Annotated in this window: 24 protein-coding genes, 2 tRNA genes and 1 other RNA gene; 22 read left to right on the top strand and 5 right to left on the bottom strand. The window is 68.4% G+C overall.

All coding sequences use genetic code 11. The annotated features are described in order from the left end of the window. Window positions 1-141 precede the first annotated feature (141 nt). The 8 genes from FHU35_RS22340 to FHU35_RS22375 all read left to right on the top strand — a co-directional run bounded on the left by FHU35_RS22340 (window position 142) and on the right by FHU35_RS22375 (window position 8,055). Complete coding sequence (locus FHU35_RS22340; protein ID WP_145742975.1) at window positions 142-1,464, top strand: M16 family metallopeptidase; 1,323 nt, start codon at window positions 142-144, stop codon at window positions 1,462-1,464. Beyond that, the gene (locus FHU35_RS22345; RefSeq protein WP_145742977.1) at window positions 1,461-2,828 is read left to right on the top strand and encodes a M16 family metallopeptidase; all 1,368 of its coding nucleotides are present in this window, start codon (window positions 1,461-1,463) and stop codon (window positions 2,826-2,828) included. Before FHU35_RS22340 ends, FHU35_RS22345 begins: the two co-directional genes overlap by 4 nt. A gap of 25 nt (window positions 2,829-2,853) precedes the next feature. Next, window positions 2,854-3,780: an NAD(+) diphosphatase gene (gene nudC / locus FHU35_RS22350; RefSeq protein ID WP_145742979.1), complete on the top strand. Its 927-nt coding sequence runs from the start codon at window positions 2,854-2,856 to the stop codon at window positions 3,778-3,780. Window positions 3,781-3,941: 161 nt separating this feature from the next. After that, a complete protein-coding gene (locus FHU35_RS22355; protein WP_145742981.1) occupies window positions 3,942-6,017 on the top strand; it encodes an ATP-dependent DNA helicase UvrD2 in 2,076 nt (691 codons plus the stop codon). A 119-nt stretch (window positions 6,018-6,136) separates the two neighbouring features. Next, window positions 6,137-6,340 (top strand): hypothetical protein, encoded by a 204-nt coding sequence (locus FHU35_RS22360; protein ID WP_145742983.1) that lies wholly within the window; start codon window positions 6,137-6,139, stop codon window positions 6,338-6,340. A 136-nt stretch (window positions 6,341-6,476) separates the two neighbouring features. Next, complete coding sequence (locus tag FHU35_RS22365; RefSeq protein WP_145742985.1) at window positions 6,477-6,827, top strand: WhiB family transcriptional regulator; 351 nt, start codon at window positions 6,477-6,479, stop codon at window positions 6,825-6,827. Further along, a complete protein-coding gene (locus FHU35_RS22370) occupies window positions 6,824-7,033 on the top strand; it encodes a hypothetical protein (RefSeq protein WP_145742987.1) in 210 nt (69 codons plus the stop codon). The genes FHU35_RS22365 and FHU35_RS22370 overlap by 4 nt, the downstream gene beginning before the upstream one ends. A gap of 125 nt (window positions 7,034-7,158) precedes the next feature. Continuing rightward, complete coding sequence (locus tag FHU35_RS22375) at window positions 7,159-8,055, top strand: class I SAM-dependent methyltransferase (protein ID WP_246110504.1); 897 nt, start codon at window positions 7,159-7,161, stop codon at window positions 8,053-8,055. Window positions 8,056-8,130: 75 nt separating this feature from the next. Here FHU35_RS22375 and FHU35_RS22380 read toward each other — a convergent pair whose 3' ends face one another. Together FHU35_RS22380 and FHU35_RS29410 are read right to left on the bottom strand one after the other, a co-directional pair. Next, on the bottom strand, window positions 8,131-9,450 hold the full coding sequence (locus FHU35_RS22380; protein ID WP_145742992.1) for an ABC1 kinase family protein: 1,320 nt from the start codon (window positions 9,448-9,450) through the stop codon (window positions 8,131-8,133). Between the two features lie 260 nt (window positions 9,451-9,710). Then, window positions 9,711-9,860, bottom strand: a complete 150-nt coding sequence (locus FHU35_RS29410) for a DUF5679 domain-containing protein (protein ID WP_010693945.1) — start codon at window positions 9,858-9,860, stop codon at window positions 9,711-9,713. A gap of 227 nt (window positions 9,861-10,087) precedes the next feature. Here FHU35_RS29410 and FHU35_RS22385 point away from each other — a divergent pair, with 227 nt between their 5' ends. Then, window positions 10,088-10,645, top strand: coding sequence for a M48 family metallopeptidase (locus FHU35_RS22385; protein ID WP_145742994.1), 558 nt, complete (start codon window positions 10,088-10,090; stop codon window positions 10,643-10,645). Between the two features lie 188 nt (window positions 10,646-10,833). Here the strand turns inward: FHU35_RS22385 and FHU35_RS22390 are convergent, their stop codons facing one another. Next, a complete protein-coding gene (locus FHU35_RS22390) occupies window positions 10,834-12,315 on the bottom strand; it encodes a zinc-dependent metalloprotease (protein WP_145742996.1) in 1,482 nt (493 codons plus the stop codon). A gap of 105 nt (window positions 12,316-12,420) precedes the next feature. Between FHU35_RS22390 and FHU35_RS22395 the strand changes: the two genes are divergently transcribed. Beyond that, window positions 12,421-13,455 (top strand): YlbL family protein, encoded by a 1,035-nt coding sequence (locus FHU35_RS22395; RefSeq protein ID WP_145742998.1) that lies wholly within the window; start codon window positions 12,421-12,423, stop codon window positions 13,453-13,455. 6 nt (window positions 13,456-13,461) lie between these two features. Here the strand turns inward: FHU35_RS22395 and FHU35_RS22400 are convergent, their stop codons facing one another. Then, window positions 13,462-13,980 (bottom strand): PPA1309 family protein, encoded by a 519-nt coding sequence (locus tag FHU35_RS22400; protein WP_145743000.1) that lies wholly within the window; start codon window positions 13,978-13,980, stop codon window positions 13,462-13,464. 211 nt (window positions 13,981-14,191) lie between these two features. Here FHU35_RS22400 and FHU35_RS22405 point away from each other — a divergent pair, with 211 nt between their 5' ends. The 5 genes from FHU35_RS22405 (at window position 14,192) to FHU35_RS22425 (ending at window position 18,787) form a co-directional block, all read left to right on the top strand. Next, on the top strand, window positions 14,192-17,065 hold the full coding sequence (locus tag FHU35_RS22405) for a UPF0182 family protein (RefSeq protein ID WP_145743790.1): 2,874 nt from the start codon (window positions 14,192-14,194) through the stop codon (window positions 17,063-17,065). A 226-nt stretch (window positions 17,066-17,291) separates the two neighbouring features. Continuing rightward, a tRNA-Met gene (locus tag FHU35_RS22410) sits at window positions 17,292-17,365 on the top strand. 61 nt (window positions 17,366-17,426) lie between these two features. Continuing rightward, a complete protein-coding gene (locus FHU35_RS22415) occupies window positions 17,427-17,852 on the top strand; it encodes a nuclear transport factor 2 family protein (protein ID WP_186459565.1) in 426 nt (141 codons plus the stop codon). A 90-nt stretch (window positions 17,853-17,942) separates the two neighbouring features. Next, entirely contained in the window at window positions 17,943-18,611 is a 669-nt protein-coding gene (locus FHU35_RS22420) for an EthD domain-containing protein (RefSeq protein WP_145743005.1), read from the top strand. A 102-nt stretch (window positions 18,612-18,713) separates the two neighbouring features. Next, window positions 18,714-18,787: transfer RNA gene (locus FHU35_RS22425), tRNA-Met, on the top strand. A gap of 49 nt (window positions 18,788-18,836) precedes the next feature. Here the strand turns inward: FHU35_RS22425 and FHU35_RS22430 are convergent. Next, window positions 18,837-19,061 carry a hypothetical protein gene (locus FHU35_RS22430; RefSeq protein WP_145743007.1) on the bottom strand — a complete coding sequence of 75 codons (225 nt, stop codon included), beginning with the start codon at window positions 19,059-19,061 and terminating at the stop codon, window positions 18,837-18,839. Between the two features lie 356 nt (window positions 19,062-19,417). On the opposite strand from FHU35_RS22430, the gene FHU35_RS22435 reads away from it, so the two are divergent. The 7 genes from FHU35_RS22435 to ssrA all read left to right on the top strand — a co-directional run bounded on the left by FHU35_RS22435 (window position 19,418) and on the right by ssrA (window position 24,838). Next, window positions 19,418-19,915 (top strand): PadR family transcriptional regulator, encoded by a 498-nt coding sequence (locus tag FHU35_RS22435; protein ID WP_186459566.1) that lies wholly within the window; start codon window positions 19,418-19,420, stop codon window positions 19,913-19,915. A gap of 139 nt (window positions 19,916-20,054) precedes the next feature. After that, window positions 20,055-21,161 carry a peptide chain release factor 2 gene (gene prfB, locus FHU35_RS22440; protein ID WP_145743009.1) on the top strand — a complete coding sequence of 369 codons (1,107 nt, stop codon included), beginning with the start codon at window positions 20,055-20,057 and terminating at the stop codon, window positions 21,159-21,161. 102 nt (window positions 21,162-21,263) lie between these two features. Further along, window positions 21,264-21,953 (top strand): cell division ATP-binding protein FtsE, encoded by a 690-nt coding sequence (gene ftsE, locus FHU35_RS22445; RefSeq protein WP_145743010.1) that lies wholly within the window; start codon window positions 21,264-21,266, stop codon window positions 21,951-21,953. Window positions 21,954-22,021: 68 nt separating this feature from the next. Continuing rightward, window positions 22,022-22,924: a permease-like cell division protein FtsX gene (gene ftsX, locus FHU35_RS22450; RefSeq protein ID WP_145743012.1), complete on the top strand. Its 903-nt coding sequence runs from the start codon at window positions 22,022-22,024 to the stop codon at window positions 22,922-22,924. Window positions 22,925-23,003: 79 nt separating this feature from the next. Beyond that, complete coding sequence (gene smpB / locus FHU35_RS22455) at window positions 23,004-23,480, top strand: SsrA-binding protein SmpB (RefSeq protein ID WP_145743014.1); 477 nt, start codon at window positions 23,004-23,006, stop codon at window positions 23,478-23,480. 1 nt (window position 23,481) lies between these two features. Beyond that, the gene (locus FHU35_RS22460; protein ID WP_186459567.1) at window positions 23,482-24,384 is read left to right on the top strand and encodes an amidohydrolase family protein; all 903 of its coding nucleotides are present in this window, start codon (window positions 23,482-23,484) and stop codon (window positions 24,382-24,384) included. Window positions 24,385-24,468: 84 nt separating this feature from the next. Beyond that, window positions 24,469-24,838, top strand: a transfer-messenger RNA (tmRNA) gene (gene ssrA, locus FHU35_RS22465). The last annotated feature ends 136 nt before the right edge of the window (window positions 24,839-24,974 follow it).

The following is a 24,974-nucleotide window of genomic DNA, read 5'->3' on the forward strand; positions in this document are numbered from 1 at the left end:
TATGCCGCATCGGAGCAGGTCAACGTCCTGCGGGGCCTGACTCCGATCGCCCCCGCGGGCCTCGGTCCGGGTGTGCCGACACGCCGAGAATTCCAGAAGGGGGCACGCGCGGGTTGACAGCTCGCACGTAGGCTGCGTGGCATGGTCGAACCCCAGCTGCATCGCGTCACTCTGCCCAATGGGCTGCGCGTGGTGTTGGCACCGGACTCGGCAGCGGGCCAAGCGTCATCAGGGCAGGCCCCTGTGGTCGGTGTCAGCGTGCACTACGACGTGGGCTTCCGCTCTGAACCGGAAGGGCGCACCGGATTTGCGCACCTGTTCGAGCACTTGATGTTCCAGGGCAGCGAAAGCCTCGAGAAGCTCGCGCACTTCCGCCACGTCCAGGGATCCGGCGGCGTCTTCAACGGTTCGACGCACCAGGACTACACCGACTACTACCAGGTGCTGCCCTCGGCCGCCCTGGAGCGCGCGCTGTTCCTGGAAGCCGACCGGATGCGCGCCCCGAAGATCACCGAGGAGAACCTGCGCAACCAGGTGGACGTGGTCAAGGAGGAGATCCGGCTCAACGTCCTCAACCGCCCGTACGGCGGTTTCCCCTGGATCCTGCTGCCGCCGGTGCTCTACTCGACCTTCGCCAACGCGCACAACGGGTACGGCGACTTCACCGACCTCGAGAAGGCCACGGTCGACGACTGCGCGGCCTTCTTCGACACCTTCTACTCGCCGGGCAACGCCGTGCTCACCGTCGCCGGTGACCTCGACGTCGACCGGACGATCAAGCTGATCGAGAAGCACTTCGGCGACGTCCCGGCCCGCGACGTCCCGCAGCGGCCGTCGTTCGGCGAGCCGTTCCCCACCAGCGAGGTGCGCGGCAAGCACACCGACCCGCACGCGCCGCTGCCCGCCGTCGCGCTGGGCTACCGGCTGCCGGACCCGGTCGGGGAGCTCGACTCCTACCTGGCCAACGTGGTCCTCTCGGCGATCCTCTCCGACGGCGACGCGTCCCGGCTGCAGCAGCGGCTCGTGCACTCCGAGGCGCTGGTCGTCGACGTGAGCGCCGGCACCGGTCTCATGGGCGCCCCCTTGGACGCGCGCGACCCGGACACCTTCACCTTCACCGCGATCCACACCCCCGACGTCGGGGTGGACCGCGTGATCGGCGCGATCGACGAGGAGCTCGACAAGATCGCCTCCGAGGGCCCGAGCGAGGAGGAGCTGCACCGCGTCACCGCGCGCTGGGCGGCGAGCCTCTACCGGGAGCACGACAGGGTCATCTCGCGGACCCTGGACCTGGGCAGCACCGAACTGCTGCACGGCCGCGCCGAGCTGATCTCGGAGCTGCCCTCCCGGATCGGCCAGGTCCGGTCCCAGGACGTCGCCGCGGCCGCCAAGGCCCTGCGCTCCGACGCCCGCGCCGTGCTGGAGATCGAACCCGCTGGTGACGAGAACGGAGGTGCGGCATGACCCGCGCAACGCACCGCAGCGCCGAGGAGATCGGCCGCACCGAGGCAGGTCCGCGACCGCTGCCGCCGCTGGCCGAACCCCGCACCGGCGTCCAGCCGGTGGGCGTGGACACCGTGCTGCCCAACGGACTTCGCGTCATCGCCGTCCGCCACGGCCAGGTGCCGATGGTCGAGATGCGCCTGCGCATCCCGTTCGCCGGCGACGCCCGGGAGCACCCCGCGCAGGCCGAGGTCCTGGCCGAAACGCTGCTGACCGGCACCGAGCGCCGCGACCGGGTCAAGATGGACACCGACCTGGCCGCTGTCGGCGGAGACCTGCACGCGGCGGTCGATCCGGAGCGGTTGAGCATCGCCGGAGACGCGCTGGCCAGCGGGCTGGACACGCTGCTGGACGTCCTCGCCGACGCGCTGACCGGCGCCACCTACGCCGAGGACGAGATCAACGCCGAACGCGCTCGGCTGGTCGAGCGGATCAGCGTGGCCCGCTCGCAGCCCCGGGTGATCGCCCGCGAGGAGCTGCAGCGCCACCGCTACGGCGACCACCCCTACGTCCGCGAGGTCCCGCAGGCCGAGGACGTGGCCGAGGTGACCGCCGAGCAGGTCCGGGCGCTGCACGGCGCGGCCGTGCTGCCGCGCGGTGCGGTCCTGGTGCTGGTCGGCGACATCGACCCGGACGCCGTGGTCGGCGAGGTCGAAAAGGCCTTGGTCGGCTGGAAGTCCGAGGCCTCGGCCCGCGAACTGCCCGCGCTGCCGCCGGTCACCGGTGGCGACGTGCGGCTGGTGCACCGGCCGGGCGCCGTCCAGTCGCAGCTGCGCTTCTCGGCGCAGGCGCTGGCCCGCACCGACGAGCGCTACCCGGCGCTGCAGATCGCGAACCTCGTCTTCGGCGGCTACTTCTCCTCGCGCCTGGTGGAGAACATCCGCGAGGACAAGGGCTACACCTACGGCGCGCACTCGTCGTTCGAGTTCACCAAGGGCAACGGCACGCTGCTGGTCGACGCCGACACCGCCAGCGAGGTCACCGCGGCCGCACTGCTGGAAACCCGCTACGAGCTGGCGAAGATGGCGCTGGTGCCGCCGACGGAATCCGAGGTCGAGTCGGCTCGGCAGTACGCGATCGGTGGGCTGCTGACCTCGACGGCCTCGCAGGCCGGACTGGCTTCGACCCTGTCGGGGCTGGCTGCGGCGGGCCTGGACCAGGACTGGCTGAGCGCGCACCCCGAGCGGCTGCGCGGGGTCACGGTCGAGCAGGTCGCGGACGCGGCGAAGCTGTTCGCACCGGGTTCGTTCACCGGCATCGTCGTCGGTGACGCCGACAAGCTGGCCGACCAGCTGCAACTGCTCGGCGGCGTGGAGCTGCCATGAGCCGGTTACCGGATGGAGCGCAAGGATGACGCGCGAAGTGTTCGCCGGTGGGGGTTTCCAGCTGGATTCCCCTCCGCTCCTCTCGCGGTCCACTGTGGACCGCCGGGAGGAGTGGCGGGAATCCCTCGACGGTGGCGCGAAGCTGTGGCACACCGGCAGGGTCGTGCTCGTCGACGCCAAGGGGCGCTCGCAGATCGGCGAGGACGCGCGACTGGTGGTGCAACCGGCCGTCGACTTCGGTGATCGGCCGTCGCCGAACGCGGTGCTGCTCGGCGTCGAGGACGACGTCAGCTTCTGGGCGCTGCGCACGGATCACGACGGTGCCCAGGACGGCTGGCGGGACCTGCGTTCCGGCGGTGCGCTGCTCAACGACACCGATGCCGGGCTGCTCACCACCGCCGTCGGCCTGCTGGGCTGGCACGACAACGCCCGCTACTGCGCGGTCTGCGGTGCGGCGACCACCCGTGTCCGAGCCGGGTGGGCCCGGCGCTGCTCGGGTTGCGACCGCGAGGAGTACCCGCGCACCGATCCGGCGGTGATCTGCCTGGTCAGCGACGGTGAGGACCACGTGCTGCTGGCCCGGCAGCCGATCTGGCCGCAGTTCCGCTTCTCGGTGCTCGCCGGGTTCGTCGAGGTCGGTGAGTCGCTGGAGGCCTGCGCCGCGCGCGAGATCGAGGAGGAGGTCGGGGTCAAGGTCACCGACGTCCGGTACCTCGGCAGCCAGCCGTGGCCGTTCCCGCGTTCGCTGATGCTCGGTTTCGCCGCCATCGCCGACCGCAACGCCCCGCTGGTCCCGGCGGACGGCGAGATCGAGGAAGCCCGCTGGGTCCACCGCGACACGATCCTCGCGGCCCTGGAGGCCGAGGGCGAACCGGTGGACGGCGTCCGCCTTCCCCCGAACGTCTCCATCGCCTACCGAATGATCAAGGGCTGGGCCACTTCCAAGCCCTGACGCCCCACCGCGGCCGGGGAATTCGAACTTCGCGCGAAATTCGAATCCTCGGCCCGGGTCCGGGTGTGTCTGCGCTGGTCGGGGAGTGGGGAACGCGATCTGGGCGACACACGGTGGTGGGTATCGCCTGATCGGTGTCGGGGGTCTGCGAGGATGCCTGCATGGCCGATCAACCGCGTCTCCTGGAAGGTTTGGATCCGGAGCAGCGGCAGGCCGTCATCGCACCGCGCGGGCCGGTGTGCGTCCTGGCGGGTGCGGGGACGGGCAAGACCCGGACCATCACCCACCGCATCGCCCACCTCGTCCAGCGCGGTCTCGTAGCGCCTCGGCAGGTCCTGGCCGTGACCTTCACGGCGCGGGCCGCGGGCGAGATGCGCACCCGGTTGCGGGAGCTCGGGGCCTCGGGGGTGCAGGCGCAGACCTTCCACGCGGCGTCCTTCCGGCAGCTCCGGTACTTCTGGCCGCGGGTCCACGACACCCCCATGTGGCAGCTCACCGACAACAAGTTCCGCCTGGTCATGCAGGCCGCGAACCGGCTGGGGCTGTCCACCGAGCGGGAGGACGTGCGCGACCTCGCCAGCGAGATCGAGTGGTCGAAGTCCTCGCTGATCAGTCCGGAGCAGTACCCGGCGGCCGCGCAGCAGGCCGGGCGCGAGACGCCGATCCTGCCGGAGTTGATCGCGAAGGCCTTCGCCGGTTACGAGAAGCTCAAGAGCGGCGCGCAGCTGCTCGACTTCGACGACCTGCTGCTGCACATCGCGGCGATCCTGGAGGACCGCGACGACGTCGCGGAGGAGTTCCGCAGCCAGTACCGATCCTTCGTGGTCGACGAGTACCAGGACGTCAACCCGCTGCAGGCCCGGGTGCTCGACGCCTGGGTCGGCAACCGCGACGACCTCACCGTCGTCGGGGACGCCAACCAGACCATCTACTCCTTCGCGGGCGCCTCCCCGAAGTGGTTGATCAACTTCCCGCGGAAGTACCCGGAAGCGACCGTGGTGCGGCTCGAGCGCGACTACCGGTCGACCCCGCAGGTCGTGGACCTGGCCAACCAGGTCATCGGTGCCGCGCGCGAACGTCCCGCCGGCACCCGGTTGAAGCTGGTCGGGCAGCGGCCCGACGGTCCGCGCCCGGACTTCGCCGAGTACGACGACGAGACGGATGAAGCCGACGCGATCGCGCGCAAGATCGCGCAGCTCGCCAAGCGAGGGGTCGCGCTCTCGGAGATCGCGATCCTGTTCCGCGTCAACGCCCAGTCCGAGGTCTACGAGAAGGCGCTGTCCGACGCCGAGATCCCGTACCAGGTGCGGGGTGGCGAGCGGTTCTTCGCACGCGCCGAGATCCGCCAGGCCATGGCCACCCTGCGCACCGCGATCGCCCGCGACACCGCCGCCGAGGACCTGCCCGCAACGGTGCGGGAGCTGCTCGTCGAGGTCGGCCTGACCGACGAGCCGCCTGCCGGTGGCTCCGCCCGCGAGCGCTGGGAGTCGCTGATCGCGCTGGTCGAGCTCGCGGAAGGACTCGTCGCCACCTCGCCCGACGCCGACCTGTCCCGCTACGTCGCCGAGCTCGACGCTCGCGCCGAGGCCCAGCACCCGCCGACGGTCGAGGGCGTCACGCTCGCGTCGCTCCACGCGGCCAAGGGTCTGGAGTGGGACGCGGTGTTCCTGACGGGCTTGGTCGACGGGACCTTGCCGATCCAGCACGCCGACACCGATGCGGCGGTGGAGGAGGAGCGACGCCTGTTCTACGTCGGCGTCACCCGCGCGCGCGAGCACCTGCATCTGTCCTGGGCGCTGGCGCGCGCCGGCGGGCGTCGATTCCGGCGTCGCAGCCGGTTCGTCTACAGCCTCGTGCCCGACGGGCACCCGGCTGCGCTGCCGGGCAAGGTCAAGCAGCCGCAGCCGCCTGCGCGGCACACCGCGACGATCAAGCCGAAGTGCCGGGTGTGCTCGTGCACGCTGGTCAGCACGATCGACATCAAGCTCGGGCGGTGCTCGGACTGCCCGTCCGACGTCGACGAGAACCTGCTCGAACAGCTCAAGGCGTGGCGCAGCGAGCGCGCGAAGCAGCTCAAGGTCCCGGCCTACGTCGTGTTCACCGATGCGACGCTGACGGCGATCGCGGAGCAGCGGCCGGAGGACGAATCCGCGTTGGTGGGGATCTCCGGGATCGGCGCCACCAAGATCCAGAAATTCGGCACCGACGTGCTCGCCTTGATCAACCGGGTGAACTAGCAAAATCGCAGGTCAAAAATATGTTGCGGGTTGTACCCCGCAACCAATAACCTCGTAAACACGCGCGCGCCGATTCGGCGCGCATTCGCCGGACGAGACCGATGAGGAGGTGGGGAGCAGTGAAGATCTTCGAGACCATCACGAATGCCCCGCGCTCCTTCATGGCCGGGGTCGTTTCGCTGCTCGCGGGCACCTTCGTGCCCTTCGCCGCCATTGCCGCTGATCTGCGCGTCACCAAGCCGCGCGTCTACGGCTTCGTCCCGGCGACCACGCAGCACCCGCGCAAGTCGGTCCGCTGGCTCTTCCTGGATCCGCTGATCTAGGAAAGCCCCAGGCTTCTCAGAAGGCCGCGGACCTGCACACGGGTCCGCGGCCTTTTTGTGCTGGGTTGATCCACATCCACAACCACATCCATCCACAACCACACGTTGTCTGCCATCGACTACTGGAGGAAGTCGTATGTTCACCGCGAGTGTGCCGATACCCGAGTCGGCCGTGGACTCGCAGTTCGAGCCCGAGCAACCCCCGGGCTCCTCGCTGCAACGCCGCTTGCCCTGCCGACGCGACCCGGACCTGTGGTTCGCCGAGAGCCCGTCCGACCTGGAGCAGGCCAAGGTCCTGTGCAGCGACTGCCCGATCAAGAGCGCGTGCCTGGCCGGCGCGATGGACCGCTGCGAACCCTGGGGGGTCTGGGGAGGCGAGATCTTCGAACGCGGCGAGGTCGTCGCCCGCAAGCGCAGGCGCGGTCGTCCGCGCAAGCACCCACGTCCGGAAGAAGTCGAACCCCGCAAGCAGGAGCGAGCAGCATGACCAACGACAACGCGACCACCCTGATTCACCCGAACAACGCGGAGCTGCGCATGCAACCGACCGAGGAACTGATCCGGATACATCGGAAGGAGATGCTGGCCGAAGCGGAGCGACAACGCGAAGGACGTGCGCTCTCGGCAGGCAGGAGATGGCGGGCGATCGCCCGCTACGCGACGAGAAGAGCCGAAGCCGCTGAGCAGCGCTGAACCCTGTGATCGCGCGCTCGCGGGTGCCGCGTCGGCCGCTGCTTTCCGGCGGCGGCCGACGCACTCTTGCTGACATGGCAAATCGGCGTGCGTGGTTCGCGTTGCCCGGTCTAGGGTTTCGGCTCGTGGGAGCACATTCGCATTCGCATTCGCACGACAACATCGACTGGGACGCGCACCTGCAGCGGTTGCGCGCAGCTGACGACTTCATCGAGCCGGACCTCGTCGAGGTCGTCGGACGGCTGCTGCTGCCGGACGACCGATCGGTGATCGAGATCGGCGCCGGGGCGGGCGGAACCGCTGCGATCTTCGCGAAGTCCCTCGCGGGCAACGGCGGAGACCCGCAGCTGACCATCGTCGACACCGCCGAGCAGCTGCTCGCGGCGGCGGGGGAGCGGGCGTCGGATGCGGCCGAGGGCATCACGGTCCGGACCGTCCGGGCGGACGCCGCGGCCGACACGCTCGCCGCGGAGATCCACCAGGCGGGTGCTCCGGCGCAGGCCGACCTGGTCTACGCGGCGTTCGTGGTGCACCACCTGCCCGACCAGCTCGCGGGTCTGCGCAGGCTCGCGGAGCTGGTCACACCCGGCGGGAGGCTGGCGGTCGTGGAGTTCGGCCTGCAGACCAGGGTGCTGCCCGCCGACGTCGGGATCGGCGCACCAGGCCTGGAGGCCAGGCTGCTGGGCGCGAGCGAGCAGTGGTTCCAGCGGATGCGCGCCGAGATGGACGGAGCGGTCCGGCTCCCGGTCGGCTGGCCGAAGGCGATGGAAGAGGCGGGGCTGACGGGGGCGACCTCGTTCAGCTACCTCGTCGACCGGGCGGCGCCGCTGGACGAATCGGGTCGCGCCGCTGCGCTGCGACAGCTGCAGATGCTCCGCCGCGACGCCGACGAACTCCTCGACCCCGGGGACGTCACCGCGCTCGACCAGCTCCTGGACCCGGAAGGCGAGCACTACGCCGGCAACAGGGACGACCTGCATTACCTCAGCGCCAACACGGTCCACATCGGCACCAAGCCGTAGGGGCTCTTGAGGAATCGCTGTGCGTGGCGGTGCGGGCGGCGGGGCCTGGCGCGTCGAGCGACGTGGGATCCGGGCTCAGGCCTCGGCTTCGGCGAAGCCGGGTTGCCATTCGGCGATGATGTCACGGGTGGCGACCTCGGCGTCCAGCTGGCACAGGATGCCGGTGGCCCCGAGCGTGACCCGGTGGATCAGCAGGTAGTCCGGCGGCAGGTTCAGCGACCTGCCGGTACGGAAATCCGGACCTCGCAGGTCGGAGACGCGTTCGGCCTGCTGCTGCAACCAGCTGCGGCTGAAGTGGAACGTCTCCTCGCGGGCCGGGTCGACGAACGGCGCCAGGTAGGCGAGCACGTCCTCAGCGGGCAGTTCCTGATCCGGCTGCACGAATCGCTCCGACCGCAGCAGCTCCAGCAGCTCGGTCGAGCGGTCCTCCAACGCCAGGCGGATCATCTTGCCGAAGGTCGGCGGAAGTCCGTCCGGGACCCGGGAGACCGCGCCGAAGTCGATCACGCACAGCTGGTCATCGGGGAGCAGCATGAAGTTGCCCGGATGCGGGTCGGCGTGCAACAGCCCGACCTTCGCCGGGGTCGAGAAGTGGAACTCCGCCAGCAGTCGGCCGGCCAGGTTGCGCTCGTCCTGCTCGCCGTCGGCGATGATCTTCGAGAACGGCTTGCCCGTGACCCACTCCGTGACCACGACCTTCGGGGCGCTCGCGATCACCGCGGGCACCACGACGCGCTCGTCATCGGAGAAGACCTTGGCGAAGGTGCGCTGGTTCTCGGCCTCGATGCGGTAGTCGAGCTCCTCGACCATGCGCTCCTGCAGCTCCTCCAGGAGCGGTTTGACCTCGGCGCCCGGCGCCAGCGACTGGAACAGCCGGGAGAACCGCATCAGCTGCCGCAGGTCGGAGCGCAACGCCTCGTCGGCGCCCGGGTACTGAACCTTGACCGCCACCTCGCGGCCGTCGTGCCACACCGCCCGGTGGACCTGGCCGATGCTCGCCGAGGCCGCGGGTTCGTCGTCGAAGGACTCGAACCGCTGGCGCCACGACGAGCCCAGCTGCTCGCTGAGCACCCGGTGAACGCTGCTGACCGGCATCGGTGGCGCTGCGGACTGCAGCTTGGTCAGCGCCTCGCGGTAGGGACCCGCCATCGCGTCGGGGACGGCGGCTTCGAAGACGCTCAACGCCTGGCCGAACTTCATGGCCCCGCCCTTGAGCTGCCCGAGCACCGCGAACAGCTGCTCAGCGGTCTTGGCAGCCACGTCGGCGTTGATCTCGGCCGCGTCCTGACCGGTCAGGCGACGACCCCAGCCCGCGGCAACTCGTCCGGCGACGCCCAGTGGGAGGCTGGCGAGCTTGGCGGTGCGATGTGCGGCTTGGCGGGGAATGTCGGCCACGAATTCTCCTAGGTGCGCGCAGGAAAACCCTCTCGAAGACCGAAAGCCGTGAGTTCGCCATTCGGAATCCGAGAAGCCCATCAACATGCTAGTCGTTCACGAGCGCGTCGTGGGCTGTGATCGGCATTCTGGAGGAGTGAGGTTCGTTCCCCCGGCCTAATCGGACGGGCCGGTGGGAACGGTGGAAAACGGATTCGGCGCGTCTCGATGCGCCTGAGGACTGGCGCAGGGTGGGCCGCTGAGGGCCCACCCGTGCCCTGTCACGCCTTGCCGAGGATGCGGGTCATCTTGGTTCCGCACACCGGGCATGTGCCCTTGGCCATCCGGCGTCCGTTGGTCTCCGAGACCTCACCGGAAAAGTCGCGCTTCTCCCGGCACTTCACGCAGTAGCCGTTGTACGTCTCGGCCACGGCTCCCCTCCTTCTGGTCATTGATCCAGCGCCACAGCTGGATCGCCGTCGCCCCCCTGCGGGCGGCTGGGGGAACCGTACAGGCGGAGTAATTGAGATGCATGCATTACGCGTAGGGCATGTTCGACTCGATGGAGTAATCATTCGGCCATTGATGCGCACCTGGAGTTGAGGTGCAGCTCACAGGGGGAACCGTTTGTCGGAGCCGATCGCTAGGGTCCACTTCCGTGGCTGAACCGCAGGTCGAGGTCCGCCGCAGCAAGCGCCGCCGGCAGACGGTGAGCGCTTATCGCGACGGCGACAAGATCGTGGTGCTGCTCCCGGCTCGGATGAGCCGTGCGGAGGAAAAACGCTGGGTGGCGGACATGCTGAGCCGTCTTCAGCGCAGTGAGACGCGACGCCGATCCCCCGCGCGCAACTCGGACGAGGCGCTGGTGCAGCGCTGCCGTGAGCTGTCCCTGAAATACCTGGACGGCCGGACCGATCCGAGCAGTGTTCGATGGGTACCGCCGATGCGGACCCGCTGGGCCTCGTGCACGCCTAGCGAGGGCACCATTCGGGTGAGTCAACGGCTGCGAGATGTACCCGGTTGGGTGCTGGATTACGTGCTCGTCCACGAGCTCGCGCACCTGCTGGTGCCTGGGCACGGCGCCGATTTCTGGAAGTGGGTCCAGCGGTACCCGAAGACGGAACGGGCGATCGGCTACTTGGAGGGCCTGGTCGCGGCGGCCCAGCTCGAGATCGGCCTCACCGACGACGAGACCGAAGAACCCGAAGCCTCCTGACGCCACTTCCAGCAACCGTTCTGGGGTGCCGTCTGGATTCCGCGCGCGGCAGTTCCCAGTTTTAGTCCAAACTGAGCCGACATTTCGGACATGATCATGGCTCGGTTTGGACTAAAACTGGGATCGGACGCACATCAGCCCACCGCGAGGTCGCGATGGGCTGATGTGGTGAAGCGGTTCTGCGCAGGTCAGGACTGGGTGTCTCCGTTGGGGCCTTCGGTGTTCTTGGGGCCTTCCGGTCCCTCGTCGTCCGGGCCGTTGGGCTTCTCGCCCTCGGTGCTGTCGGAGCTCTGGGACTCGGTGGTGTCGTCGGACTTCTCGGCTTCCTCGGCGCGGCGGATGGCCGCGATCGGGTCGTCGAGGTCGGAGTTCGAGCCCCACCGGTCGGCGAAGTCGAGCGGCTCGTCGAGGTCGGTGCTGTCCGGCAGCAGGTCCGGGTGGTCCCAGACCTGATCGCGGGCCTCGGTGCCGTGGCGTTCGGCCATGAGCCGCCAGAGGTTGGCCGCGTCGCGCATCCGGCGCGGGCGCAGCTCCAGCCCGATCAGCGTCGCGAAGGTCTGCTCGGCGGGACCGCCGCTGGCGCGACGCCTGCGGATCAGCTCGCCCAGGGCATCGGCGGAGGGCAACCGCTCGCCCAGCGCATCGGCGACGACCACGTCGACCCAACCCTCGACCAGCGCCAGCAGCGTTTCGAGCCGGGTCAGCGCGGCCTGCTGCTCCGGGGTGGTCTTCGGCTCGAGCATTCCCGAGCTCATCATCTCCTGCATCGCCGCCGGGTTGGACGGATCGACCTTGCCGGCCAGGTCTTCCAGCGCGGAGGTGTCGATGTGGATGCCGCGCGCGTACTCCTCGACGGTGGCCAGCAGCCGCTGCGCCAACCACGGGACGTGCCCGAACAGCCGGTGGTGCGCCGCTTCCCGCGCGGCCAGGAACAGGGTGGCCTCGCTCGTCGGCCGGTCCAGTCCTTCGACGAACCGGTCGATGTTGGCGGGCAGCAGCGCCGCGGTCCCCGAGGGTCCGAGCGGGAGTCCGACCTCGGTGGAGGTCAGCACGTCGCCGCCGAGCTGGGCGAGTCCGCTGCCGAGCTGCGAACCGAAGGTCATCCCGCCCATCTGGCCGAGCATGTTCAGCAGCGGGCCGGCCGCCTGCTTCGCCTCCTCCGGCAGCGCTTCCAACCACGCCGCGGACATGCGCTGTGCGATCGGGTCGCACAGCCGCTGCCACACCGGCAGCGTCTTCTCGACCCAATCCACCGAGGACCAGGTCTGCACCGAGCGCACGCCCGCGGGCAGCGAAGTGCTGGCGTCCAGCCAGAGCTCGGCGAGCCGAACCGCGTCCTCGATCGCCTTGACCTGCTCCTGGCTGGGCCGCTCGGTGCGCTGGTTGTTGTGCAGCTGCTGCACGGCGAGCTGCTTGGCGAGGTCGTAGTTGACCGGCCCGGACTGGCCGCCGCCACCACTACCGGACTGGCTCAGCGCCTGGCCGAGCTGGCTCAGCATCTGGCCGAGCTGCCCCATGTCGAAGTTGCCGCCCGGTCCGGGCATGCCGGCGAAACCGAAGGGATTGTCCCCAGGGTTGCCGGACCCGCCCTCAGAGCGGCCTTGCGACGAGTCGCCCTTGTCAGAGTCGTCGGGGTCCTGCGAGCCGAACCCGAACGGCATATTGGTCATAGTTCCACCGTACGCGGCCTCGGCCGCCCCTAAGAAGAAGTCGTCTGTCTGGTCGGTGCGAACACCGGGAACATCGCCAACAGCGAACACGTACGCTGTCGCCTCGTGAACCGCCGTACCTGGACGCTGCTGACGAGTGTCGTGCTGGTTGTCGCCTTCGGTCTGCTCGGCGCGTTCGCGCGGGTGCCGTTCGTGGCGCTGGGCCCCGGTCCGACCTACGACACGCTCGGCTTGGATGGCGACCACCCGGTGATCAACGTCGAGGGGCAGGAAACGTACCCGACAGCCGGTCACCTCAACATGACCACGGTATCGGTCACCGACCAGTTGACGCTGTTCGGTGCGCTGGGCCTGTGGGTCTCCGGTCGCTACGCGCTGGCTCCGCGCGACGTCTACTTCCCGCCGGACAAGAGCGAGCAGCAGATCGAGCAGGAGAACACCGAGGCCTTCAACGACTCGCAGACGACCGCGGAGTCCGCGGCGCTGGGCTTCCTCGGGTATCCGAACAAGGTTCTGATCGGCCAGATCGTCAAGGGCAGTCCGGCCGACGGCTCGCTGGAGCCCGGCGACCGCCTGCTCAACGCCAACGGCAAGCCGGTCACCGACGCTGCGTCGCTGAAGACCGCGCTGGGCGGCACCAAGCCCGGAGACCGTGTGGAGATCCGCTACCAGCGGGGCGATCAGCCCGAGCAGGTCGCCAACGTGGAGCTGGGTCGCAACGACCAGCCGGGCGGCGACCAGTCGCAGGGCTTCCTCGGCGTGGCCGCGATCGAGCGTCCGGACGTGCCGTTCGAGATCAAGATCAGCCTCGCCGACGTCGGCGGCCCGTCGGCCGGCCTGATGTTCACGCTGGCGATCATCGACAAGCTGACGCCGGGAGAGCTCAACGGCGGCAAGTTCGTCGCGGGAACCGGTGAGATCGACCCGGCGGGCAACGTCGGCCCGATCGGCGGCATCCCGTTCAAGATGATCAAGGCCAGGGAAGCGGGCGCCACGACGTTCCTGGTGCCGGCGGACAACTGCGCCGAGGCCAAGTCGCAGGCCCCGGAAGGCCTGCAGCTCGCCCGCGTCGGCACCCTCCTCGACGCCACCAAGGCGCTGGAAGCGGTGCGCGGAAACCAGGCCCCGGCTTCCTGCTGAGGCCGGTCAGGTGAAGGTGGTCTGCAGGGCCTTGAGGAGGTTCGGGGCCAGCGACGGGTCGTTGAAGACCTCGTCCTCCTCCTCGCCGCGGAGCCGCATCACGCAGGAGTGAGCGACGTCGTCGCGCAGCACCGCGGCCACCAGCCGCGCTTCGCGGCGGTCCGGGTGCTCGGCGGCCAGCTTGCCCGCGCCTTCCTCGTCGTCGGGCAGCTCTGCCTCCGCCTCCGGCGGGAGCACGATGATCTCCTGCACCAAGGCGCAGCCGATGACCTGCTCCGGCCACTCGATGCGGGCCAGTGCCTCACCCAGGTCCTGGGCCGGCAGCGACTCCTGCGCGAGCGGGGTCAGGGGAGAGGCCGCGGGGTCGAGCTGACCGGCCATGTCAGGCGCTGCGGCGAGCATGGTCTCGGTCGACACCAGGGCGAAGATCTGCGTCGGCTGGTCCCAGCCGCCGGACGCGACGAACTCCTCGACCTCGCGGGTCGTGGCGGGCAGGGCGAACCCCAATTCCTCAACGGAAGGCATGGTCCGCATCGTCCCAGAACGGGGATTCGCGCGATGCGGCGCGCCGGGCCGAGGCGATCGATACCGATCTGTGTCCGAAAAATACCGTTCGCGCGGGGCCTTCCAGGAACTTCACACCTGGGTCGTAGAGTTGAACATCACGAGGGAATCGTGTTCCGGAAGCGCGATTGCCAAGTTCAGCTGATCGTCCCCAGGAGCGTGCGCTGTGGCCATGCGGCCCCCGGTAGGAATGCCGAAACTATCCCGGCGAAGCAGAATACTGCTGATTCTGGGCGGGGTCGTCCTGCTCGCCCTGATCCTCGGGTCGCGCCTGCTGAGCGCTTATGTCGACTGGTTGTGGTTCGGCGAGGTCGGATACAGGCAGGTCTTCACCACCCAGGTCACCTCGCGGCTCGGTCTCGGGGTCGCGGCCGCGGCCTTCCTGGGCGGTGTGCTGCTGCTCAACCTCTGGCTGGCCTACCGCAACCGCCCGGTGTTCGTGCCGGTCAGCGGTCCTGATGACCCGCTGACCCGTTACCGCACGGTCATCACCGAGCGCTCCCGGCTGTTCGGCCTGGGCGTGCCGATCGTGATCGCCGTGATCGCCGGGCTGGCGGGGCAGGCCGACTGGCAGACCTTGCAGCTGTTCCTGCACAGCGTCCCGTTCGGTCAGGCCGACCCCGAGTTCGGCAAGGACATCAGCTTCTACGTCTTCCAGCTGCCGTTCTGGCGGATGCTGCTGTCCTGGGCGTTCATCGCCGTGACCGTGTCGTTCCTCGGCGCGCTGGTCACCCACTACATCTTCGGCGGCATCCGGCTGACCGGTCGCAGCGGCCAGCTGTCGATGCCCGCGCGGGTCCAGCTCGGCGTGCTGGCAGGTCTGTTCGTGCTGCTCAAGGCCGTCGACTACTTCCTCGACCGGTACGACCTGCTGCTGTCCCAGCGCAACAACCTGTTCACCGGCGCCAGCTACACCGACCTCAACGCGGTGATGCCGGCGAAGCTGATCCTGATGTGCATCGCGGTGTTCTGCGCGCTGGCGTTCTTCTCGGTGATCTTCCTGAAGAACCTGCAGATCCCGGCGCTGGCGACCGTGCTGCTGCTGCTGTCGAGCGTCGTGGTCGGCGCGGTGTGGCCGGCCCTGCTGGAGCAGTTCTCGGTCCGCCCGAACGCCAACCAGCGCGAAGCCGTGTCCATCGAGCGCAACCTCGCGGCCACCAAGTCCGCGTTCGGCATCGGCGACGACAAGGTCAAGTTCGTCGACTACCCGGGCAAGACCCAGCTGCAGCCCAGCGAGGTCGCCGACGACACCGGCACCATCCCCAACATCCGGCTGCTCGACCCCAACGTGCTGTCGGCGACGTTCACGCAGCTCACGCAGCAGTACAACTTCTACGGCTTCCCGGACAAGCTCGACGTCGACCGCTACAAGGACGCCAACGGGCAGCTGCAGGACTACCTCGTCGCGCTGCGCGAGATCAACACCGACGGCCTGGCGGTCAACCAGCAGAACTGGATCAACCGGCACACCGTCTACACCCACGGCAACGGTTTCATCGCCGCTCCCGCCGACCGCGTCGACTCGACCTTCAACGAGGGCGCCACCCAGGGCGGCTACCCGGTCTTCCAGATCAGCGACGTCGCCAACAAGGGCCAGGGCGCCATCCCGGTCAAGCAGCCGCGCGTCTACTACGGCGAGCTCGTCGGTCCCGACGACTACGCCATCGTCGGCGGCAACCCCGGTGAAGCTCCGCGCGAGTACGACACCGACACCCAGCAGTTCACCTACGACGGTCGCGGCGGCGTGCCGATCGCCAACCCGTTCCAGCGACTGGCGTTCGCCGCCTACTACGGCGAGCGGAACTTCCTGTTCAGCGGTGTGATCGGGGACAACTCCAAGCTCATCTACGAGCGCAACCCGCGCGACCGCGTCCAGAAGGTCGCCCCGTGGCTCAAGCTCGACGGCGACCCGTACCCCGCGGTGGTCGACGGGCGCATCAAGTGGATCGTCGACGGCTACACCACGCTCAACAACTACCCGTACTCGAAGCTGACCGAGCTGGGCGAGGCCACCAACGACACCCTCACCGGTGTCGAGCGCCAGCCGAACCAGCAGATCAACTACATCCGCAACTCGGTCAAGGCCACGGTCGACGCCTACGACGGCACCGTCGACCTCTACGCCACCGACCAGAACGACCCGGTCCTCAAGACCTGGGAAGGCGTGTTCCCCGGCGTCGTCAAGCCGGCCAGCGAGATCAGCCCGCAGCTGCGCGAGCACTTCCGGTACCCGGAGGACATGTTCAAGGTGCAGCGCAAGTTGCTCACCGAGTACCACGTGGACAACCCGGGTGACTTCTTCTCCACCCAGACGTTCTGGGAGGTGCCCAACGACCCCACGGCCCGGGGCACCGTCGGCAGCAGCGAGGGCCAGCAGCCGCCCTACTACGTGCTCGCCCAGGTCGAGGGCCAGCAGCAGCCGAACTTCCAGCTGACCAGCGCCCTGACCGCGCTGCGCAGGCAGAACCTGTCCGCGTGGGTGTCGGTGTCCTCGGACCCGAAGAACTACGGGCAGATGACCGTGCTGCGGCTGCCCACCAACACGCTGACCCCGGGACCGAACCAGGTCCAGAACCAGATGGAGTCGACGCCCGAGGTCACCGAGAACCGGACGCTGTTCAACAACCCCAACGTCACGGCGATCTTCGGCAACCTGCTCACGCTCCCGGTGGCCGGTGGGCTGCTCTACGTCGAGCCCATCTACATCCAGCGCAACGAGCAGGAGTCCTACCCGCAGCTGGCCCGGGTGCTGGTGTCCTTCGGCGGCAAGGTCGGGTTCTCCGAGACGTTGAAGGGCGCCCTCGACCAGGTCTTCGGATCCGGAGCGGGTTCGGCGACCGAGCCTGGGAAGCCCGACGAGCAGCCGGGGCAGCCGCCCACCCCGGGCACTCCGCAGACCGACCAGTCCGTCAGCGCCATCCGCGACGCGCTCGAGCGCGTCCGCAAGGCCCAGCAGTCCGGGAACTTCGCCGAGATGGGTCAGGCCTACCAACAGCTCGACGAGGCCATCAAGCGCTTCGAGCAGACCCAGGGCACCGGAGGCTGAGCCGTCCGTGTGGAAGTCGGCGGGGTGGGGACCGGCGCGGTCCCCACCCCGCCGACGCATTTCCGGGCCAGTTCAGGACGGCGGACGGGTTTTAGGAGTTGTTTCAGAATCGGTTTGCAGCGGCTCCGCCGCACTCTGAAATGACCCCTTAGCCACCCCCGGTTTGAACGGCCGTTACCCGGCCCGTAGACTGGGGACACAACACAGCGGCCGATTCGGCCGATGGCGCGGGGTGGAGCAGTTCGGTAGCTCGCTGGGCTCATAACCCAGAGGTCGCAGGTTCAAATCCTGTCCCCGCTACTGATCGACAGGCGCCTTCCGGAGACATCCGGGAGGCGCCTTCGTCGTTGTTGATGTCGTGATGACTCAGCAGATCCTGGATCGCTTCGACATCGAAGAAGCCCTCATCCGCTACACCCGCGCGATCGACTCCGGTGACTGGGACGGGCTCGACACCGTGTTCACCCCGGACGCCCGGATCGACTACACGGCCTCGGGCGGCATCGAGGGCGACTTCGCCACCGTCAAGCCGTGGCTGGCCGAGAACCTGCCGATCTTCACCCGGCGCATGCATTCCCTGCACCAGATCGCCATCGACCACGAGGGATCCGATCGCGCCCAGGTCGCCGCCTACTTCCACAACCCGATGATCTTGCCCCAGGGCGACGGCGGGCCGGAGCTGCTGGTGGAGTTCGGCGGCATCTACCACCACACCTTCACCCGCACCTCGGACGGCTGGCGAAGCCACTTCCTGCGGGAGGAGATCTGCTGGAAGCGAGGGCTGTGACCGCCCGGTCGGCCGAGCGTTCCCAGCGGCGAGCGGATGGGCTGAACGGGGCTTCAGGCCGGGGCCGCGGTGTGGTCTGCTCGCGGTGTGATGAAGCTGGTGCTGTGCGTGCGCGGTGGCGATCTCGGCGAGGTGCTCCGGGGCGCTGAGCTCCGCGAGAGGGTGCGGGCCGCCGGGGCCGCTGAGGTTCAGGTGAACGTCGATGACGCCGATGTGGCGCCTGCCCTGCGATTCGGCCCGGGCGAGCAGGTGACCGGCCTGGTGTCGGTGTGGACCGACGGGGACGCGGCACCGCTGATCGCGGTGGTCGCCGAGGTGACCGGGGATCCGGGGGTGCACGCGTACCGGGTGACCGAGAGGGTCCGGCTGGACCCGCTGCCGGTGGCGGACGGGGAGCGCGCGGACGTCTACGCGCAGGTGGCCTTGTTGCGGCGGCCCGAGGGCATGTCGCGGGAGGAGTACCTGGGGTATTGGTTGGTGCACCACACACCGATCGCGATTCGGACCCAGAACACGTCGGGCTACGTCCAGAACGTCGTGGAAGAGGTGCTGACGCCGGATTCCCCGGAGGTCGCCGCCATCGTGGAGGAGCATTTCCCGATGGCGGGGATGACCGATCCGCACGCGTTCCACGGCAGCGGTGGGGATGAGGCCGAGCTCAAGCGTCGTTTCTCGGAGTTGATGGCCAGCGTCGCCGAGTTCGGCGGCGGTGACGGGCTCGACGTGGTTCCGACCAGTCGGTACCGCTGGAGCCTGTGAGCTGGCATTTCCTCTTTTGCCACCCCGGCGTTCGGTCGTCTTTCGAGGCGTGTAGAGTTTCACTTACAACAGAACGACGCGGCCGGAAAATTCGGCCGATGGCGCGGGGTGGAGCAGTTCGGTAGCTCGCTGGGCTCATAACCCAGAGGTCGCAGGTTCAAATCCTGTCCCCGCTACTAGAGAAAGTGCCTCCGGTGATCCGGAGGCACTTTTCTTTTGTCGCGTTCAGTCCTTCAGGCCTTCGGCCCACTTGCGAGCGCAGCCGGGGGAGCAGACCCTGCCCTCGCCTCGAACCACGGCCGTTTGACGCATGGTGCGGCCGCAGACCATGCAGGAGTCCGTCTCGGCGCCGCGCTGCACCGGGACCATGGACTTGGCTCGTTCGGTGACCCGCTGGGTCACCTTCTCCTTGCTCTCGTTGACCTTGGTACGCAACCAACTGCGATGCACGCCCGAACCTCCTGCTTTCCATGCCGTGCCCCCGCCGTGGCCCGGCGGTCACCAGCAGCGTGAGGGTAACCGCATGTAGTTGTGCAGTTTCAGAACGTGATAGCACCTCATTGCGCGCCCAAGAACCCCCATCCAGGCGAACGATCCGGAGGTTGGTTGCAATGCGTGCACCTACCGGGGCTGCATTCGGGTGGGATCTGTGATCGTCTTGCCTCCGAGCGTCGAAAAACCGGTAATCCCGACCTGGAACCAATGGCGGAACGGTTCGTCCACTTGGACCAGTCGGGTGCAACCACTGTGGACAGAAGCGCCGACCACTGTGGACAGCTCCGGCGGGACGTGGCACCGTTGGTGTCGTGAGCGAGCTGAATGCGACATCCGCTGCCCTGTTGGGACTACTGCACGAAGGGCCGAAGACCGGTGGCCAGCTGGTCGCCGCGGCCACCGAGCGCTTCGCCGGGTTCTTCAGCGTCACCCGCAGCCAGGTCTACCGGGAGCTCCCCGCGCTGACCGAGGACGGCCTGCTGCGCCTCGGCAAGCAGGGACCCCGCTCCAGCCAGCAGTACGCGATCACGGCCGCGGGCAAGAAGGCGTTCAAGTCGTGGCTGAACACCGCGCCCGGTCCGGACAACGTCCGCAGCCCGCTGATCCTCCGGCTGGTCTACTCCGGCACCCTCACCCCGCGCCAGCGCGCCGGCCTCGTCGAGTCCGCTCGCGCGCAGACCGCGGTGAAGATGGACGAAGCTCGCAACGCCGCCAAGACGGCAAGCGACCCCTACGAGAAGGCCGCCGCCGACTTCACCGTCTCCTACAACCGGGCGATCATCAAGCTGCTCGACTCGATCCCCGACTGACCCGGGTCCGCTCGCGAACAACGGCTGCGCCGCTCGATCGGCGCAGCCGTTGTTCGTGCGCGGCCGGTGGAGAAGCCGATCTGGCTGCAACGTGCCGTCCTCGTGGGCGACCGGTTATCGGTGAAGTACCCTGAGCTCTGTGAATGCCGACGTCGCAGCCTCCCTCAAGGAACTGTCCAACACGCTCGAAGGCATCGAGAGCGTGATGGATCTCGACGCGCTCCGCGCGGAGATCGCCGAGCTGGAGGAAGAGGCGGCCAAGCCCGACCTCTGGGACGACGTCGAGAACGCGCAGCGGGTCAGCAGCCGCCTGGTGTACCGGCAGGCCGACCTGCGACGCGTCACCGAACTCCGCCAGCGCGTCGAAGACCTCGAAGTCCTCTACGAGCTCAGCGAGGACGAAGGCGACGACTCGGGCCTCGCCGAGGCCGACGAGGAGCGCCAGCGCCTCGCCAAGGACCTGGAGACCCTCGAGGTCCGCACCCTGCTCTCCGGCGAGTACGACCAGCGCGAAGCGATGGTCACCATCCGCGCCGAGGCCGGTGGCGTCGACGCCGCCGACTTCGCCGAGACGCTGATGCGGATGTACCTGCGCTGGGCCGAGCGGCACTCCTACACGACCGAGGTCTACGACACCTCCTACGCGGAAGAGGCCGGGCTGAAGTCCGCGACCTTCCGCGTCAACGCGCCCTACGCCTACGGCACCCTCTCGGTCGAGCAGGGCACGCACCGCCTCGTGCGCATCTCCCCGTTCGACAACCAGGGCCGTCGGCAGACGTCCTTCGCCGGTGTCGAGGTGCTGCCGGTCGTCGAGGAGACCGACCACGTCGAGATCCCGGAGAAGGACATCCGGGTCGACGTCTTCCGCTCCTCCGGCCCCGGCGGGCAGAGCGTGAACACCACGGACTCGGCCGTGCGCATCACCCACATCCCGACCGGCGTGGTCGTCTCCTGCCAGAACGAGAAGTCGCAGCTGCAGAACAAGGCCGCCGCGATGCGCGTGCTGCAGTCCAAGCTGCTGGCCCGCAAGAAGGAGGAGGAGCGCGCCGAGCTGGACGCCCTCAAGGAGAGCGGTTCCAGCTGGGGCAACCAGATGCGCTCCTACGTGCTGCACCCGTACCAGATGGTCAAGGACCTGCGGACCGAGCACGAGGTGGGCAATCCCGACGCGGTGCTCGACGGCGACATCGACGGTTTCCTGGAAGCAGGCATCCGGTGGCGCAGGCAGCAGCAGAGCGTGGCCTGATCGACCCCCAGCGCTTCCATCGAAACTGCTGGTCACGGCTAGTAGAACCACCTCTGTGGGTGAGTGCGGATCGCCCTATCGGGCGGGGGTAAACTCCCGCCCGTGATCCGCCTTGAGCACGTGTCCAAGACGTACAAGACGTCGACCCGGCCCGCTCTCGACGATGTCTCGGTGAGCATCGACAAGGGCGAGTTCGTGTTCCTCATCGGGCCATCGGGCTCCGGGAAGTCGACGTTCATGCGACTCCTCCTGCGCGAGGATGTGCCCAGCCGCGGCCGGGCGTTCGTCGCCGACTGGAACGTCGCGAAGTTGCCGCGCCGCCGGGTGCCCCGTCTGCGCCAGCGCATCGGCTGCGTCTTCCAGGACTTCCGGCTGCTGAACAACAAGACCGTCGCGGAGAACGTCGCGTTCGCGCTGGAGGTCATCGGCAAGCCCCGGCAGGACATCCAGCGCGTCGTCCCGCAGGTGCTGCAGCTGGTGGGCCTGGACGGCAAGGCCGACCGCATGCCGAACGAGCTCTCCGGTGGTGAGCAGCAGCGCGTCGCCATCGCGCGCGCCTTCGTCAACCGGCCGCTGGTGCTGCTGTGCGATGAGCCGACCGGAAACCTGGACCCCGACACGAGCCAGGACATCATGCTGCTGCTGGAGCGGATCAACCGCACCGGCACCACCGTCGTGATGGCCACGCACGACCACGGCATCGTCGACTCGATGCGCCGTCGCGTCGTGGAGCTCAGCCTCGGCCGGGTCATCCGAGACGACGCCCGCGGCGTGTACGGCGTCGGCCGCTGATCCGGCGCGACCCGATCGCCAGGCACCCGAGGACACACACCCCCGAACGGCAGGAAAGCTGACCCAAGATGCGTGCGAGCTTCGTATTCAGCGAGGTCGTCAACGGCCTTCGGCGCAACGTGACGATGACCATCGCGATGATCCTGACGACCGCCATCTCGGTGGGTCTGCTCGGCGGCGGTCTGCTGGTGGTCCGGCTCATCGACAAGATGCAGGAGACCTACCAGGACCGCGTCGAGGTCGTGGTGTTCATGACCGACGACGTCAGCGCCAATGATCCCGACTGCAGCCAGCAGCCATGCGCCTCGGTCAAGTCGGCCCTCAACGGCGCCGACGGAGTCAACTCGGTCAAGTACGAGAACCGGGAAGAGGCGTTCGCCAGCTTCAACAAGGTCTTCGAGTCGCAGCCGGAGCTCAAGGACGTCGCCCGCGCCGAGGCGATGCCGGCCTCGCTGCGGGTGAAGCTCGACGACCCGGAGCGCTTCCCGCAGATCCAGGCCGAGTTCGCCAGCAAGCCGGGCGTGGACAGCGTCGTCGACCAGGCCGAGTACCTGGACCGGCTGTTCGACATCCTCAACGGCGTGCGCAACGCGGTGTTCTCGATCGCGCTGGTTCAGGCGTTGGCCGCGTTGCTGCTGATCTCCAACACCATTCAGCTCTCGGCGTTCACCCGCCGCACGGAGACGGGCATCATGCGCCTGGTGGGCGCGACGCGGTGGTACACCCAACTTCCGTTCTTGCTGGAAGCGATGGTGTCCGGTCTGATCGGTGCGGTGCTGGCGATCGGTGGCCTGCTGATCGCCAAGGCGGCGTTCATCGACAGGGTCATGGGGCCGGTGCTGGGCACCGGCATCATCCCGGCCGTCGAATGGGGCGACATCGCGCTGATCTCGCCGATCCTGCTGCTGGTCGCGGCAGCGATCTCCTCGATCACCGGCTACGTCACGCTCCGCCTGTACGTGCGGCTGTAGCCTGTTGCTCGGCGGTCCCCGCTGGAGGGGGCCGCCGAGTTCGGCTTATCCGGGTGACACGAGGACTAGAGTTGTTCGCATGGTGAAGGAACGCGGCCGCAAGGTCATCTCGCAGAACCGCAAGGCGCGGCATGACTGGTCGGTGCTCGACACCTACGAGGCCGGTATCGCGCTGACCGGTACCGAGGTCAAGAGCCTGCGCCAGGGCAAGGCGCAGCTGGTCGACGGCTTCGCCACTGTGGACGACGGCGAGGTCTGGCTGCGCAACGTGCACATCCCCGAGTACACCGAGGGGACCTGGACGAACCACGAACCGCGCCGGTCGCGCAAGCTCCTGCTTCACCGGCACGAGATCGAGCGGCTGGTCGGCAAGATCAAGGAGACCGGGCTGAGCCTCGTGCCGATGTCGTTGTACTTCAGCGACGGCAAGGCCAAGGTCGAGCTCGCTCTCGCGCGCGGCAAGAAGGCGCACGACAAGCGCCAGGACATCGCCAAGCGCGACATGGAACGTGAGATCCAGCGCGCCATCGGGCGCGCGCGAAAGGGCAAGCGCTGATTTGACGGCACCGCTCGACGACAACCGAATCCCCGCTTGGCTGGACGAACTCGGCTTGCCGGGTCTGGTCGACATCCACACCCACTTCCTCCCGCCCAACGTGCTGGACAAGGTGTGGGAGTACTTCGACAACGCCTCCGAGCACTACGGGATGCGGTGGGACATCTTCTACCGGCACGACGAGGCCACCCGGGTGCGGCTGCTGCGCGAGTTCGGGCTGCGCGCGTACGCCCCGCTGGTCTACGCGCACAAGCCTGCGATGGCCGAGTGGCTCAACGACTGGGTCCGCGATTTCGCCGAGCGCACGCCGGACGCGGTTCCCACCGCCACGATCTACCCGGAACCCGGTGTCGGCGATTACCTCGCCCGCGCGCTGGACCGGGGCGCTCGCTGCGTGAAGATGCACGTCCAGGTGGGCGGGTTCGATCCGCGCGACCCGCTGCTGGACCAGGCGTGGGGCCTGCTCAGCGAGACGGGCGTGCCCGTCGTCGTGCACTGCGGGCACGGTCCGATCCCCGGCTCCTACACGGGCCTGGACGTGTTCGAAGGCGTGCTGCGCAGGCATCCCGGCCTGACGGCTGTGCTGGCGCACGCGGGAATGCCCGACTACCTCGCCGCGCTGGCCCTCGTGGAGCGCTACCAGCGGGTCCACTTGGACACGACCATGGTCGGCGTGGCGTTCAGCGAGAAGTTCGCCCCGCTGCCCAAGGACTGGTCCGCCCGGGTCGCGGCCCACTCGGACCGCATCGTGCTGGGCACGGACTACCCGAACATCCCCTACCCGTACGCGGACCAGCTCGCGGTCATCGCGGACTGGGCCCACCGCGACCAGCGCCTCGGCCCGGATTTCCTGCGCGCGGTGCTGCACGACACACCGGCTGCGCTGCTGGGCTTGAGCGTTTGAGGGATATGGGAATGATCGCCGGGACCCGACGCGTTATCCTGTTGGACACCGGTTCGAAAGCCGGTAGCAGTGGAGTACAGACATGGGGGTGAACGGTTTCGACTCCGTACGTTGATCCTTGGGAAGCGTGCCGGTGCAGGCGGGAGACCACCGTGAGCGTCGCCGCAAACAAATAAGCGCCGACAAGAGTCAGCGCGAGTTCGCCCTCGCTGCCTGAGCGAGGAGCGACTCTGTCGGACCGGGAACGCCTCCGTCCCGGAATCCGGCATCAGCTAGGAGGCTCGACCACGAGGTTCGGTCGCGGGACCTCGTGGGACATCAAACAGCGACTGGGCTCGTCACATCGGCTAGTTCGCGAGACCGGTGGAGCCGAGTAGAGGCATAGCGGACTGCGCACGGAGAAGCCTTGGTGAAGCGACGGAGGACCCGGGTTCGATTCCCGGCACCTCCACTACGCGATTGAAAACGCCCTGCTCAACGCAGGGCGTTTTCGCTTTTATCGCTCCGTCATGATTTTGGGGGAGCGACTCCCCCAAGCCCCCTACGGTGCGGTGGCCGCTCGACGATGGCTCCTCACCTTGAGAGCGGTT

This window comes from Saccharopolyspora dendranthemae (genome assembly GCF_007829955.1).
GTDB lineage: Bacteria > Actinomycetota > Actinomycetes > Mycobacteriales > Pseudonocardiaceae > Saccharopolyspora > Saccharopolyspora dendranthemae.

Coding starts and splice junctions, on each gene's coding strand:
- FHU35_RS22340 (WP_145742975.1), top strand. CDS start 142: ATGGTCGAACCCCAGCTGCATCGCGTCACTCTGCCCAATGGGCTGCGC.
- FHU35_RS22345 (WP_145742977.1), top strand. CDS start 1,461: ATGACCCGCGCAACGCACCGCAGCGCCGAGGAGATCGGCCGCACCGAG.
- nudC (WP_145742979.1), top strand. CDS start 2,854: ATGACGCGCGAAGTGTTCGCCGGTGGGGGTTTCCAGCTGGATTCCCCT.
- FHU35_RS22355 (WP_145742981.1), top strand. CDS start 3,942: ATGGCCGATCAACCGCGTCTCCTGGAAGGTTTGGATCCGGAGCAGCGG.
- FHU35_RS22365 (WP_145742985.1), top strand. CDS start 6,477: ATGTTCACCGCGAGTGTGCCGATACCCGAGTCGGCCGTGGACTCGCAG.
- FHU35_RS22370 (WP_145742987.1), top strand. CDS start 6,824: ATGACCAACGACAACGCGACCACCCTGATTCACCCGAACAACGCGGAG.
- FHU35_RS22390 (WP_145742996.1), bottom strand. CDS start 12,315: ATGACCAATATGCCGTTCGGGTTCGGCTCGCAGGACCCCGACGACTCT.
- FHU35_RS22400 (WP_145743000.1), bottom strand. CDS start 13,980: ATGCCTTCCGTTGAGGAATTGGGGTTCGCCCTGCCCGCCACGACCCGC.
- FHU35_RS22405 (WP_145743790.1), top strand. CDS start 14,192: ATGCGGCCCCCGGTAGGAATGCCGAAACTATCCCGGCGAAGCAGAATA.
- FHU35_RS22415 (WP_186459565.1), top strand. CDS start 17,427: ATGACTCAGCAGATCCTGGATCGCTTCGACATCGAAGAAGCCCTCATC.
- FHU35_RS22420 (WP_145743005.1), top strand. CDS start 17,943: ATGAAGCTGGTGCTGTGCGTGCGCGGTGGCGATCTCGGCGAGGTGCTC.
- ftsX (WP_145743012.1), top strand. CDS start 22,022: ATGCGTGCGAGCTTCGTATTCAGCGAGGTCGTCAACGGCCTTCGGCGC.
- smpB (WP_145743014.1), top strand. CDS start 23,004: ATGGTGAAGGAACGCGGCCGCAAGGTCATCTCGCAGAACCGCAAGGCG.